Genomic DNA, 13273 nt, shown 5'->3' on the forward strand with positions numbered 1-13273 from the left:
AACATCCGGTTTCTCGCGTCCCCGGCTCAAGGCCGACGATGACGACGGGGGGTGGATGAGAGGTTTCCTTGTCTTTCCAACAGCAGGGTCGTGCGCCTTGATTTTCAGTGCCGGTTTCAAAAAATAGCCTTGAAATTTGGAACGATCTAAATTATTGCCCTGAACAAACCTCGGGAGGACTCCATGCCGATCAGCCTTTCCCTGCCGCGTGCCGATGGCGGTGTCGAAGCTTATACCCTTGCCGGCACGCCCACGTCGCGTCCCTCCGGCGTGCCCGTCTTCAGCCGCATTGCCTATGCCGCAGCCCATGTGGTGTCGGATCCGCGTCGCGATACGCGTCCCTGGGAGGCGCCGGCCGTTGACTGGGACGCCACCATGGCCTTCCGCCATCACCTCTGGTCGCTCGGCTTCCGCATCGCCGAGGCGATGGATACGGCGCAGCGCGGCATGGGGCTCGATTGGGCCGGCGCACAGGAACTGATCCGCCGGTCGCTCGCGGACGCCAGGACGGTGTCGGGTGCCGACCTTGCCTGCGGCGCCGGCACGGACCACCTGAACCCGGCCGCTGCCCGCTCGCTGGACGATGTGATCGCGGCCTATGAGGAACAGGTCGGCTTCGTCGAAAAACATGGCGGCCGCGCGATCATGATGGCCAGCCGCGCGCTTGCCCGTCTCGCCAAATCGCCGGACGATTACCGCAAGGTCTATGGCCGCATCCTTGGCCAGGCGAAGGACAAGGTCGTGCTGCACTGGCTCGGCGACATGTTCGATCCGCAGTTGAAGGGCTATTGGGGTTCGGACAGTTTCGAGCCGGCGCTCGATGCGGTGCTGTCGATCATCGACGAAAACCGCGACAAGGTCGAAGGCATCAAGATCTCGCTTCTCGAAAACGCCAAGGAAGTGGCGTTGCGCGATCGTCTGCCGGAGGGCGTGCTGTGTTTTACCGGCGACGATTTCAACTATGCCGAACTGATCGAGGGCGACGGGCGCAAATACAGCCACGCGCTGCTCGGCATCTTCGATGCGGTGGCGCCGCAGGCCTCGATGGCGCTGGCTTCGCTCGCCGCTGGCGACGTTGCGACATTCCGCTCGGTCATCGAGCCGACCGTGCCGCTGTCGCGCAAGATCTTCGAGGCGCCGACGCAGTACTACAAGGCAGGCGTCGTCTTCCTTGCCTGGCTGAACGGCCATCAGGATCACTTCACCATGCCGGCCGGCATGCAGTCCGCGCGCGGCGCGCTGCACTATGCCGATGTCTTCCGCCTCGCCGACCAGGCGAATGTGCTCGACAAGCCGGACGTGGCGGCAGAGCGCATGAAAAGCCTGATGAGCGTGCTCGGGGTTCGTTGAGATAGCTGTGGATGACCGGCCCTTTGGCCGGTCGCTCCGTCCATCCGGCGCTAAACTCTGCCTCCTCGAAGGCATGGCGGGAGCGGACGATGACGGATGTGAAGATCGGCGAAAGCTGGAAGGCGCCGCTCGCGGCGGAATTCTCCAGTCCCTACATGGCCGACCTGAAGACCTTTCTGCTGGAGCAGAAGCAGGACGGGCGACGCATCTTCCCCAAGGGGCCGGAATATTTTCGCGCGCTGGACCTGACGCCGCTCGACGAGGTGCGGGTCGTCATTCTCGGTCAGGATCCTTACCACGGCGAAGGGCAGGCGCACGGCCTGTGCTTTTCCGTGCAGCCCGGTATTCGCACCCCGCCGTCGCTCGTCAATATCTACAAGGAAATGCAGGACGATCTCGGCATTCCCCCGGCGCGCCATGGCTTCCTCGAACATTGGGCCAGGCAGGGCGTCCTCCTTCTCAACAGCGTGCTGACGGTGGAGATGGGCCGCGCCGCCTCGCATCAGGGCAAGGGCTGGGAGCGTTTTACCGATGCCGTGATCCGCGCCGTCAACGAGCAGGAAAAACCCGTCGTCTTCATCCTCTGGGGCTCCTACGCGCAGAAGAAGGCGGCGTTCGTCGACAGCAAGCGCCACCTCGTGCTGCGCTCGGTTCATCCCTCGCCCCTCTCCGCGCACAATGGTTTCTTCGGCACGAAGCCGTTTTCCAAGGCGAATACCTTTCTCGAAAAACACGGCCGCAAGCCGATCGACTGGCAGTTGCCGGGCGCGCCGGAATAGAAATCGGCGGGATGCGGTGATAGATTCCACCATATGGCTCCCACCGGTTCCGTCATCGACTGGCTGCTCGCTTCGGATCCCGCGATCCGCTGGCAGGTGATGCGCGACCTCCTCGACGCGCCGGAAGCGGAATGGCAGGCCGAGCGCGCCAGGGTGGAAACCGAAGGCTGGGGCGCGCGGCTCCTCTCCCATCAGGATCAGGATGGCCAATGGGCCGGTGGCGCCTTCATGCCGGCCGGCTACACGGAAGAGAACTGGCGCGAGCTCGGCCAGGCCTGGACCGCCACCTGTTTTTCCCTGCAGCAGCTTTACGACTTCGGCCTCTATCCTTCATCGGCACGGGCGCGGCGTACGGTTGATCTCATCGCGGAAAATTCGCGCTGGGACCATGACGCGCAGCCTTTCTGGGATGGTGAAGTCGAGGAATGCATCAATGCCCGCACGGTGATGGTGGGCGCCTATTTCGGTGTCGAGGTCTCGCCGATCGTCGAGCGCTTGCTGGGCGAACGGCAGCCGGACGGCGGCTGGAACTGCGAGCGTTGCAACGGCTCGCATCGCTCGTCCTTCCACACGACGATCAATGTGCTGGAAGGGCTTCTTGAATACGAAAACGCCAAGGGCGCCACGGCGAAAACGCGGGCAGCGCGGGCGGCGGGTGAAGCCTATCTGCTGGAACGCGGTCTTTTCCGCCGTCTCGGCACCGGCGCGCCGGCGGACGAACGCTATCTGAAATTTTTGCACCCGAACCGCTGGCGTTACGATGTTCTGCGCGGGCTGGAGTATTTTCGCGCGGCGTCGCTGGCAACGGGCACTGCACTCGATCCGCGCCTGCGCGAGGCGATCGACCATTTGCGCTCCCGGCAGTCGGACGACGGCACCTGGCCGCTCGACTGGACCCTGAAGGGGCCTGTCTGGTTCGAGATGGAAGTACCGGGACAGCCCTCGCGCTGGATCACGCTTCGGGCTTTGCGCGTGCTGCGCTGGTGGGATGAACACGCCGGCCGGTAACGCACACGGGCCGGCGGTTCCCGATCAGCGTACCAGCGTCGCGTCGAGCAGCGCCATCACCTTTTCCGCATCGATGCCGATGCAGGCATGCTGGCTCGGCAGGTCGTCCCAGTTGCCGGGTGGGAAACCGCGGCCGTCCGGCTTCTGGATCGTCTGGCCGTCGGCTATGCCGCCGGCGACGACGCGGATCGCGCCGCTGCGGGTCGTGAAGAGTTCGGGGGCGACGAGATAGACGCAGGCGCAACTGTCATGCACCACCATGCCCTCGTCCTTCACATGCTGGCCGTAGAAATCGATGTAGAACTGCGAGATATCGGAGAGCAGTTTCAGGTGCGTGCCGTTCTGCGCCGTGAGATCGGCCAGCCGCTTGCGCAGCATCACGGTCTTCATCGTCACGTCGAGGCCAACGACGACGACCTTCCAGGCTGCCCCCATCACCACGTCGGCCGCCTCCGGGTCGCCATGGATATTGGCTTCGGCGGCAGGCGTGATGTTGCCGGGAACGTCGAAGGCGCCACCCATGATGATGACCTGCTTGACGAGGCCGGCGATCGCCGGGTCTTCCTTCAGTGCATAGGCGAGGTTCGACATGCGGCCGACGGCGATCAGCGTGACTTCGCCGGGATTGGCGCGGACCGTCTCGATGATGAAGCGATGGGCCGGGCGCGGGTCGAGCGGCAGGTCGATCGTCTCGGGCACGTCGATATTGCCGAGCCCGTCATGGCCGTGGATCATCACCGGCCAGTCGATCGGGTTGCGCATCGGATTGTAGGTCTTGCCGTCACCCTTGGCGACCGGTGCCGCGATGCCCCATTCGCGCTTCAGGAACAGCGCGTTGCGCGTCGTCGTCTCGATCGACGCATTGCCGAACACGGTGGTGATGCCGATCAGGTCGATTTCGGGGTGATTGTGCAGGAACAACAGCGCCATCGCGTCGTCGACACCGGGATCCGTATCGAAAATAACCTTGTGCATGGTCGGTCTCTTTCTTTTCTTTTTGTTCTGGCTTTTTGTTGTTCTGGAGGCCGCGTTTACTGGAAACGGGCGATGGAGAAGGGGGCGAGTGCCGCTTCGCCTTCGCCGGCCAGCAGGCGCGAAACATGGCGGCCGGTCGTCGCCGAAAGCGTCAGGCCGAGATGGCCGTGGCCGAAGGCGAAGGCAATGCGCGGATCGCGGGGATGCAGGCTGATGACGGGCAGCGTATCCGGCGTGGACGGGCGCCGGCCCATCCATTCCGTGCCGCCCTCTTCCGGAAGGTCCGGCACGTAGCGCCGCATCTTCTTGCGCATGGCGGCGGCACGCTTGTAGTTGGCGGGCGCGTCCGGCGAGGCAAGTTCCACGGCGCCACCAACGCGCAGCGCATTCTCGAAGGGTGTCGCGACGAAGCCGTGTTCGGAGAAGAAGATCGGCATTTCCAGCGTGGTCGACGGGTTCATGAAGGTCGTGTTGTAGCCACGCTCGGTTTCCAGCAGCACATTCAGGCCGAGATCGGCGACGAAGCGGCGGGACCAGACGCCGGCGGTGATCGCCAGCCGGTCGAAGATGAATTCCTTGCCGCCTTCCGTCCGGACGATGATGCCGTGCTCGGCGCGGGCGACCGAGGACACGGTGGCGTCGAGCAGCGTTGCCCGCTCGCGCAATGCCGCCTGGAGCCGGCGCAGGAAGGTGAGCGGATAGTCGAAGGTCTTGTAGCCGTCGCTGAAGGTGGCGCCGGCGAAGCTGCCCTGCAGGGCCGGCACGCGGCGACGGGCTTCCTCCATGTCGAGTTTCTCGACGTTGCAGCCGATCAGTTTGGCATTCTCCGTCTCGTGCGCAAAGGCCCTGTCGCGGGCCGCAACACTGTCGAACACGGTGAGCGCGCCGGTATCGCGGATATGGCCGGACATGCCGGCGAAGTTGCCGAGGCGCACATGGTCGGCCTCGGCCGTCTTCATGAGGTAGAGCATGGCCGCGCGGCTGGCGGCGATCTTGGCAGGGCGCGCGGAGAGCAGGAACCGGAGGAGCCAGGGTGTGAGCGCCGGCAGGTCCTGCCAGCGCACTGTCAGCGGCCCCTGCGGATCGAGCAGCCATTTCGGCACGGAAAGCAACATGTTTGGCCGGGCGAGCGGGTCGATTTCCGGTACGGCCAGAATGCCCGCATTGCCGACGGAGGCCGGCAAGCCACCGGCATCCCGCTCGAGGATGGTGACGCTGTGGCCCTGTTCCAAAAGGTTGAGCGCTGTGGCGCAGCCCATGAGGCCACCGCCGACGATACCGATATGCGCCATGCCGTCCCGCTGCTTGTTCTCGTCTTCATTGGGCCTGCCGCGAAGCACGCGGCCGACCGGTCGCGGCGGACGATAGACGGAAACCGCACCTCTGTCGACAGAGCCTCAGCCGGGCCGGATCACGCCTCCTGTGCGGGCCTGCGGCTTTGCAGCACGTTGCGGAAAAACGCCAGGACGAAGAGGATCGTCATCAAAAGCACGATGGTCGGTGCCGGCGCGCTGTCGATCAGGAAGCTCAGCCAGATGCCGAAGAACGTCGCTCCCATGGCAACCGCGACGGCAACCATCAGCATGCTCGGGAAGCGCCGGGTGACGAGCGCGGCGATGGCGCCGGGCGCCACCAGCATGGCGATCGCCAGGATGATGCCGACCGCCTTCAGCGCGCCGACCACGACCAGCGACAGCACGGCGAGCAGGCCGTAATGCAGCAGCTTGACCGGCAGGCCGATGGCGGAGGCGTGCTGCCGGTCGAAGGCATGCACCAAGAGGTCCTTGCGGAAGATGAGGATGAAGCCGGTCGAGGCGAGCGCGATGATCGCCGTTTCGACGAGATCCGATGCCGCGATGCCGAGCATGTCGCCGAACAGGATGTGGTCGAGATGGATGTCCGGCTGGATCTTGACGTAGAGCACCAGCCCGATCGCGAACATGCCGGAGAAGACGATGCCGAGGATGGTGTCTTCCTTCACTCGGCTGTTGTCCTTGAGATAGCCGGCGGCGAGCGCGCAGAACAAGCCGGCGACGAAGGCGCCGACCGCGAAGGGCAGGCCGACGACATAGGCGATGACGACACCCGGCAGCACGGCATGGGAGACCGCGTCGCCCATCAGCGACCAGCCTTTCAGCACCAGATAACAGGACAGCAGCGCCATCGGCACGGCGATCATCAGCGTCACCAGAAAGGCATTCTGCATGAAGGCGAGCTGGAAGGGCATGATGGCGAGTTCAAGCGTCTCGTTCATGGCTTGGCGCCTTCCGCGGGTTCGAGCGCCAGCTGGCCCTTGCGGCGCGCGGCGATGAGGCCGTGCTTGGGCGCGAAGACGAAGGCCAGCAGGAAGATCGCCGTCTGCAGCACGACGATGATGCCGCCGGTCGCGCCGTCGAGGAAGTAGGAAATATAGGCGCCGACGAAGCTCGTGCCGGCGCCGAGCGATGCCGCGATGACGATCAGGCGCTGGAAGCGGTCGGTCAGCAGATAGGCGGTGGCACCCGGTGTCACCACCATGGCGATGACGAGGAAGGCGCCGACCGTCTGCATGGCAGCGACCGTCGAGGCGCTGAGCAGCGTGAAGAACAGGATTTTCAGACCCGTCGGGTTGAGGCCGATCGAACGGGCATGGTTTTCATCGAAGAAGGTGACCATCAGGTCCTTCCACTTGAACAGCAGGATGATGAGCGTGACGGCGCCGATGATGGCGAGCTGTATCGTGTCCTCGGGGCTGACGGCAAGAATGTTGCCGAGCACGATGGTCTGGATGTTCACCGGTGTCGGCGACAGCGACACCATGAACAGGCCGAGGCCGAAGAAGGAGGAGAAGATCATGCCGATAATGGCGTCTTCCTTCAGTTTCGTCTGGCGATTGAGGAAGAGCATGGCGGCGGCGGCAAGCCCGCCCGACAGAAAGGCACCGGCCGCGAAGGGCAGGCCGAGCATATAGGCGCCGGCGACGCCCGGAACGATCGAATGCGAGAGCGCGTCGCCGATCAGCGACCAGCCCTTCAGCATGAGATAGGCCGACAGGAAGCCGCAGATACAGCCGACCAGCGCGCTGACCCACATGGCATTGACCATGTAGCCGTAACCGAAGGGCTCGAGGAGCGTGTCGATCACGGCGTCTTCTCCTTCTCGGGCTCGCCATAGATGACGAAGGGGCGCTCGTCGTCGGTGATGACCGTGATCGAGCGCTTGTCCTCGTCGTCGTGCAGGTCGTGGCCGCCGAGGATGAAGTGGCGCAGCACGCCGCCGAAGGCACGCTCCAGATTGGCTTCGGTAAAAGTCTCCTTCGTCGGGCCGGAGGCGATGACCGTGCCCTTGACGAAGACGGTGCGGTCGCAGAAATCCGGCACGCTGCCGAGATTGTGGGTCGAGACCAGCATGACGCGGCCTTCGTCGCGCAGCTTGCCGAGCAGTTCGACGATCTGCTCTTCCGTGTTGACGTCGACGCCGGTGAAGGGCTCGTCGAGCAGGATCACCTGGCCCTCCTGCGCCAGCGCTCGCGCAAGGAAGACGCGCTTGCGCTGTCCGCCGGAAAGTTCGCCGATCTGGCGCTTGCGGAAGGCCGCCATGTTGACCCGCGACAGCGCCTCGTCGACCATCTCATGGTCGCGTTTGCTCGGAATGCGCAGCCAGTTCATATGGCCGTAGCGGCCCATCATCACCACGTCCTCGACGAGCACCGGAAAGGTCCAGTCGACCTCTTCGGCCTGCGGCACATAGGCGACGAGGTTCTTCTTCAGTGCTTCCTTCACGGAAAGGCCGAGGATCGTCACCTTGCCGGCGGCGACCGGCACGAAGCCCATGATCGCCTTGAACAGCGTGGACTTGCCGGCACCATTGACGCCGACAAGTGCGGTGATCGTGCCCTTCGGCACGGAGAAACTGGCATGGCGCAGTGCCGTCATGCCGTTGCGATAGGTGACGGTCACGTCCTCCGCGACGATGCCGTCCACCTTTTTCGGCTTGCCGCCCATCATCATTGCGAAAGGCCTTTCACGATGGTCTCGGAGGTCACGCGCAGCAGGTCGAGATAGGTCGGTACGGGGCCATCCGCCTCGCTCAGCGAGTCGACATAAAGGATGCCGCCATAGGTGGCGCCGGTTTCGGCCGCGACCTGCTTGGCGGGGTCGGCGGAGACGGTGCTTTCCGAGAAGACGACATGGATATTGTGCTCGCGCACCGCGTCGATCACCGCCTTCACCTGTTTCGGCGTGCCCTGCTGGTCGGCATTGATCGGCCAGAGAAACAGTTCCTTGAGGCCGAAATCGCGGGTGAGGTAGCTGAAGGCGCCCTCGCTGGTGACGAGCCAGCGCTTCTCTTCCGGCAACGCGCCGATCTTCGCCTTCATCTCCTCGCCGAGCGCGGTGATCTTCGCGCTGTAGGCCTTGGCATTGGCGTCATAGGTCGCCGCATTGGCTGGATCGAGCGCGACCAAGGCTTTGCGGATGTTCTCGACATAGATCAGCGCATTGTTGGGCGACATCCAGGCATGCGGGTTCGGCTTGCCCTGATAGGGTCCCTCGACGATGCTCAGCGGCTCGATGCCGTCGCTGACCGTGACATTCGGCACGTCGCCGAGATTGGCGAGGAATTTCTTGAACCAGAGTTCGAGGTTGAGGCCGTTCCACAGCACGAGCTTGGCATCCTGTGCCTTCAGGATATCGCGCGGCGTCGGCTGGTAATTGTGGATCTCGGCGCCCGGCTTGGTGATCGATTCAACCACCGCGACATCGCCCGCCACATTCGACGCGATATCGGCGATGATGGTGAAGGTCGTGACGACCTTCGGCTTTTCCTGGGCGATTGCGGGGGCGGCGGAAGCCAGAGTGAGGCTGACGAGAAGGGCATTAAACGAACGGCGAAGCATCGGCTCTCCTGAGCTGCTTTTGCGAATGAGTTGCATTAAACTATAGGGCGCTTTCGCCGCCTGTCAAACGCAATTGCAAATCATTCGCAAAAGCGTCCCGAAATCGGACGCCGCCGTTTAAAACTTCCGAAACGCCCGCCGTGTATTGTGCGCAAAGTTCGCGTGGTCTCGGCGCGTTCCATGTTCCTGCGTTCCAAGAGAAGTCTGCGCCCGTGAAGTTCCTTCCGACCTCGTTCCGCTTGTCCCGGAAGCTGCTGATCATCGTCGCCGGTGTCGTCGTGCTGAGCGGTGCGTCGGGTGCTGCGGCAATCCTCGTCGGGCGCGATGCGCTGCTCGGGCCGCCGGCGGAGCAGGTGTCGGGCGTCGCCTGCACCACGGTCACCACCGTTCGCCTCGATCGCAACGGCCAGCACTGGCTGCGCAAATATGTGCGCTCCGACGCCAAGGACGGCGAAGTGCGCGTCAAGACGGCGCTGCGTGTCGCGGGCGCCGTGTCCAATCACGAAACGGCCGATCTGTATCAGGTCATCCTGCTCGATACGGCAGGCCCGATAAACCGCGCCGACATGCGCGGCCGCGCCATTGGCGCCGAGGTGCTGTTTGCCCGCGACCCTTCCGCCATCCCCGGCATGAGCGCGCCCTTCGTCGCGCGCTACACCGATGGCAAGCCCGCCGAAAACGGCGAGTTCTATGGCGAGCGCAAGGAATTGTCGCTCGACGAGATCAAGACCATCGTCACGGGCATGGACGAGCGGGCGGATTGCATCGATCCGAATGCGGTGGCGGACGCAGGCGGCGGGCAGGGTGAGGCGAAGGCTGAAGGTGGCCATGAAGCGCCGGCCGAAGGCGAGGGCGGCGGCGAGCATGCAGCGGCTGCCGAAGAAGGCACGCACGAGGTCGCCAAGAGCGAGCACTGAGCGTGCTGTTGGGGAGACTTGCCCCTCATCCCGCTGCCGCGACCTTCTCCCCGCAGGCGGGGAGAAGGGAAATGCCGAACCGGCTATCCGATTTCAGGAAACGATAGAGCCTTGTCCCCTTCGCCCCGCTTGCGGGGAGAAGGTGCCGGCAGGCGGATGAGGGGCCGTGCCGGCTGTAAAGAGCCTCAGTCCGCCTTCGCCCGTCGGGCCGGGAAGAGGATGACGTCGCGGATCGATGGCGCATTGGTGAGCAGCATGATCAGGCGGTCGACGCCGATGCCGAGGCCACCGGCCGGCGGCATGCCCTGGTCGATGGCGTCCAGGAACTCGTCGTCGAGCTGCTTGGACTTCTCGCCGCGCGCATGCGCCTGTTCGAGCTGCTCGACCATGCGGGCGCGCTGCTCTTCCGGGTCGTTCAGCTCGGAAAACGCGTTGCCGAGTTCCCAGGTGTTGCAATAGGTCTCGAAACGCTCGACGAGGCGCGGTTCGCCCGGCACTTCCTTGGCGAAGGGCGAGATGTCCTTCGGGAAATGCGTAACATGGCTCGGCTGGATCAGCGTGCCCTCGACCTTCTCCTCGAAGATGAAGGCGAGGCATTCGCCCCAGGTCCAGTCCTTCTCCACTTCGAAGCCGGCCGCCTTTGCGGCGGCGCGGGCTTCCTCGTCCGTCTTGATGGCCAGGAAGTCGATGCCGGTCGCGTCCTTGACGGCATCGGGCATCGGCACGCGCTTGAACGGGCCCTTGAAGGAGATTTCCTTGTCGCCGTAGGCGAATTCCGTCGAGCCGTGGATTTTTACGGCCAGCTCGGCGAACAGGCGCTCCACGAGGTCCATAATGTCCTCGTAGTCGGCATAGGCCCAGTAGCATTCCATCATGGTGAATTCGGGATTGTGCCGGGTCGACACGCCCTCATTGCGGAAGTTGCGGTTGATCTCGAACACCTTGTCGGTAAGGCCGGAGACCAGCGTGCGCTTCAGGTAGAGCTCCGGCGCGATGCGCAGGAACATGTCGAGCTTCAGCGTGTTGTGGTGCGTCTTGAAGGGCTCGGCCGTCGCACCGCCATAGACGGAATGCAGCATCGGCGTCTCGACTTCCATGAAGCCGTCGTTTTCCATGAAGCGACGGATGCCCGAGACGATCTTCGAACGCTGCTGGAAACGCAGCTTCGATTCCTCATTGGTCATGATGTCGAGGTGGCGCTTGCGGTAGCGGATTTCGACGTCGGCCACGCCATGCCACTTTTCCGGCATCGGCAGCAGGGTCTTCGTCAGCATGACGATTTCCTGCGCGTTGATGGTCAGCTCGCCACGCTTGGTGCGGCGCACGACGCCGGTCACGCCGATGATGTCGCCAAGGTCGATCATCGGCAGCAGCGCACGCGCCTCTTCCGGCGTGGTGTCCTTGTGGCTAAAGATCTGGATCTTTCCCGAGGCATCATGGATGTCCATGAACATGCCGGAATTGCGCGAGGAATAGACGCGGCCGGCCACCGTCACGACGTCGCCGCTCTCGGTGTCGAGTTCCAGCGCCTCGTATTTCTCGGCGAGCTCGGCATTGCTCATCGTGCGGTGGAAATGCGCCGGATAGACGTCGCCGATCGTCTGGCGAAGATGGTCGAGCTTCTGGCGGCGGACTTCCGTCGGATCGGAGGAAAGGCCGGTTTCTGTCTTCGTGTCGGTCATTTTTCGAACCCTGTCGCGGCGTAACCGCGCAATAATTACAAAACTGCTGCCTTTGGCTACCCCCTCACCCTAGCCCTCTCTTCGAGGGGAGAGGGGACAAGAGAGAGTATTGCGGGCGCCGCATCACCTTCTCCCCTCGGGGAGAAGGTGCCGGCAGGCGGATGAGGGGGTGTCCCCTCGACTGTAGACTATTTCCCGCTTCCAACCATCGAAGCTACCACCTGTGCCGCCACTTTAAGGCGCTGGCGCACGACGGAGCGGCCGAGGATGGCCATCGAGTCGAACAGCGGCAGCGAGCGCGACGAGCCGGAAACGGCAACGAAGAGCGGGGCCACGACGACCTTCAGCTTCTTGCCGAGCCGGTCGGCGCTCAAGCGCAGTTCCGCCTCGATGCTTTCCACGGTCCATTCCGGCATCTTTTCGAGGTCGGGCTGAACCTGGTTCAAGACTTCGAGAATTTCTTCCGGCGTGGACTTCACCTTGGCGAAGGCGTCCGGCGTCAGGCCGAGATCCGATTTCAGCAGGAAGCCGGTGAGATCAGGCAGTTCACCGAGCTTGGAGATACGCGACTGCGAGAGCTTGAGGCCCTGGCGGATGCGATCGTTCTCCATGGCCCAGGAAAGCACGCGGCCTGTGAATTCCTCTTCCGTCAACTGCTCGCGCAGCCAGCGGCCGTTCAGCCAGTCGAGCTTCTGGATGTCGAAGATCGCGCCGGCCTTGGAAAGGTTCTCCGGATCGAACTTTTCGGCGAGCTGCTCCATGGTGAGCAGTTCCTCGCCCTCGGCGATCTGGATGAAGAACAGGCCGAGAAAGTTCATCAGCGCTTCGGGCAGGTAGCCGAGCGCGGAATAGTAGGAGATCGAGGTCGGATTCTTGCGCTTGGACAGCTTCGACTTGTCGTGATTGCGCATAAGCGACAGGTGCATGAAGACCGGCGGCTCGAGACCGAGATATTGATAGATGAGGATGTGCTTCGGCACGGAGGCGAGCCATTCCTCGCCGCGCGCCACATGGGTGATCTTCATCAGGTGGTCGTCGACGACGTTCGCCATGTGATAGGTCGGCATGCCGTCCGCCTTGAGCAGCACCTGCATGTCGACGGCATCCCACGGGATTTCGACCGGGCCGTAGACGCCGTCGACGAACTTGCACGAGCCCTCGGTCGGGATCTTCATGCGCACGACATGCGGCTCGCCGGCGTCGACACGGCGCGTGACTTCTTCCGCGGAAATGTGCAGGCAGAGACCATCGTATTTCGGCGGCTTGCCGGCGGCGCGCTGCGCCTCGCGCATTTCTGTCAGCCGTTCCGGCGTGCAGAAACATTTGAAGCCGTGGCCGTTGGCGACGATCTTGTCGACATAGGGACGGTACATGTCCTTGCGGTCGGACTGGCGATAGGGACCGTAGGGGCCGCCGATGTCAGGGCCTTCCGACCATTCGAGACCGCACCATTTCAGCGCGTCCAGCACCTTCTGCTCGAATTCCGGCGTCGAGCGCGTGGCGTCCGTATCCTCGATGCGCAGGATGAAGGTGCCGTTGTGCTTTTTCGCGAAGAGATAGTTGAACAGCGCGATATAGGCGGTGCCGACATGCGGCTCGCCGGTCGGGGAGGGTGCGATGCGTACGCGAACGCCGGACGTGGTTCCGGAAGTGCTCATGATATGGCCCGTCTTGACATGGTTTTAC

General features: G+C 63.6%; 12 protein-coding genes. 4 read left to right on the plus strand and 8 right to left on the minus strand.

Annotation, left to right across the window (positions count from 1 at the left end; translation table 11 throughout):
- Window positions 1–183: 183 nt before the first annotated feature.
- The 3 genes from GR138_RS19275 (at window position 184) to GR138_RS19285 (ending at window position 3137) form a co-directional block, all read left to right on the plus strand.
- The gene (locus tag GR138_RS19275; RefSeq protein WP_160860888.1) at window positions 184–1350 is read left to right on the plus strand and encodes a dihydrodipicolinate synthase family protein; all 1167 of its coding nucleotides are present in this window, start codon (window positions 184–186) and stop codon (window positions 1348–1350) included.
- An 89-nt stretch (window positions 1351–1439) separates the two neighbouring features.
- The gene (gene ung / locus GR138_RS19280; protein WP_160860889.1) at window positions 1440–2129 is read left to right on the plus strand and encodes a uracil-DNA glycosylase; all 690 of its coding nucleotides are present in this window, start codon (window positions 1440–1442) and stop codon (window positions 2127–2129) included.
- Window positions 2130–2162: 33 nt separating this feature from the next.
- The gene (locus tag GR138_RS19285; protein ID WP_160860890.1) at window positions 2163–3137 is read left to right on the plus strand and encodes a squalene cyclase; all 975 of its coding nucleotides are present in this window, start codon (window positions 2163–2165) and stop codon (window positions 3135–3137) included.
- A 24-nt stretch (window positions 3138–3161) separates the two neighbouring features.
- Here the strand turns inward: GR138_RS19285 and GR138_RS19290 are convergent, their stop codons facing one another.
- From GR138_RS19290 to GR138_RS19315, 6 genes are all read right to left on the minus strand, one after another.
- Window positions 3162–4112 (minus strand): nucleoside hydrolase, encoded by a 951-nt coding sequence (locus GR138_RS19290; protein ID WP_160860891.1) that lies wholly within the window; start codon window positions 4110–4112, stop codon window positions 3162–3164.
- Between the two features lie 56 nt (window positions 4113–4168).
- Window positions 4169–5452, minus strand: coding sequence for an NAD(P)/FAD-dependent oxidoreductase (locus tag GR138_RS19295; RefSeq protein ID WP_338091122.1), 1284 nt, complete (start codon window positions 5450–5452; stop codon window positions 4169–4171).
- Window positions 5453–5523: 71 nt separating this feature from the next.
- Window positions 5524–6366, minus strand: coding sequence for a metal ABC transporter permease (locus GR138_RS19300; protein ID WP_160860892.1), 843 nt, complete (start codon window positions 6364–6366; stop codon window positions 5524–5526).
- Window positions 6363–7235, minus strand: a complete 873-nt coding sequence (locus GR138_RS19305; protein ID WP_338091123.1) for a metal ABC transporter permease — start codon at window positions 7233–7235, stop codon at window positions 6363–6365. Before GR138_RS19305 ends, GR138_RS19300 begins: the two co-directional genes overlap by 4 nt.
- Window positions 7232–8101 carry a manganese/iron ABC transporter ATP-binding protein gene (locus GR138_RS19310; RefSeq protein ID WP_276508800.1) on the minus strand — a complete coding sequence of 290 codons (870 nt, stop codon included), beginning with the start codon at window positions 8099–8101 and terminating at the stop codon, window positions 7232–7234. The genes GR138_RS19305 and GR138_RS19310 overlap by 4 nt, the downstream gene beginning before the upstream one ends.
- Window positions 8098–8988 (minus strand): metal ABC transporter substrate-binding protein, encoded by an 891-nt coding sequence (locus GR138_RS19315; RefSeq protein ID WP_160860893.1) that lies wholly within the window; start codon window positions 8986–8988, stop codon window positions 8098–8100. Before GR138_RS19315 ends, GR138_RS19310 begins: the two co-directional genes overlap by 4 nt.
- A gap of 212 nt (window positions 8989–9200) precedes the next feature.
- Between GR138_RS19315 and GR138_RS19320 the strand changes: the two genes are divergently transcribed.
- Window positions 9201–9905, plus strand: coding sequence for a hypothetical protein (locus tag GR138_RS19320; protein ID WP_202402729.1), 705 nt, complete (start codon window positions 9201–9203; stop codon window positions 9903–9905).
- A 185-nt stretch (window positions 9906–10090) separates the two neighbouring features.
- Here the strand turns inward: GR138_RS19320 and lysS are convergent, their stop codons facing one another.
- A complete protein-coding gene (gene lysS, locus GR138_RS19325) occupies window positions 10091–11587 on the minus strand; it encodes a lysine--tRNA ligase (RefSeq protein ID WP_160860894.1) in 1497 nt (498 codons plus the stop codon).
- A gap of 188 nt (window positions 11588–11775) precedes the next feature.
- On the minus strand, window positions 11776–13245 hold the full coding sequence (gene gltX, locus GR138_RS19330) for a glutamate--tRNA ligase (protein WP_160860895.1): 1470 nt from the start codon (window positions 13243–13245) through the stop codon (window positions 11776–11778).
- Window positions 13246–13273: the final 28 nt, after the last annotated feature.

Source organism: Shinella kummerowiae, assembly GCF_009827055.1.
Classification (GTDB): domain Bacteria; phylum Pseudomonadota; class Alphaproteobacteria; order Rhizobiales; family Rhizobiaceae; genus Shinella; species Shinella kummerowiae.

Coding starts and splice junctions, on each gene's coding strand:
- GR138_RS19275 (WP_160860888.1), top strand. CDS start 184: ATGCCGATCAGCCTTTCCCTGCCGCGTGCCGATGGCGGTGTCGAAGCT.
- ung (WP_160860889.1), top strand. CDS start 1,440: ATGACGGATGTGAAGATCGGCGAAAGCTGGAAGGCGCCGCTCGCGGCG.
- GR138_RS19285 (WP_160860890.1), top strand. CDS start 2,163: ATGGCTCCCACCGGTTCCGTCATCGACTGGCTGCTCGCTTCGGATCCC.
- GR138_RS19290 (WP_160860891.1), bottom strand. CDS start 4,112: ATGCACAAGGTTATTTTCGATACGGATCCCGGTGTCGACGACGCGATG.
- GR138_RS19300 (WP_160860892.1), bottom strand. CDS start 6,366: ATGAACGAGACGCTTGAACTCGCCATCATGCCCTTCCAGCTCGCCTTC.
- GR138_RS19310 (WP_276508800.1), bottom strand. CDS start 8,101: ATGATGATGGGCGGCAAGCCGAAAAAGGTGGACGGCATCGTCGCGGAG.
- GR138_RS19315 (WP_160860893.1), bottom strand. CDS start 8,988: ATGCTTCGCCGTTCGTTTAATGCCCTTCTCGTCAGCCTCACTCTGGCT.
- lysS (WP_160860894.1), bottom strand. CDS start 11,587: ATGACCGACACGAAGACAGAAACCGGCCTTTCCTCCGATCCGACGGAA.
- gltX (WP_160860895.1), bottom strand. CDS start 13,245: ATGAGCACTTCCGGAACCACGTCCGGCGTTCGCGTACGCATCGCACCC.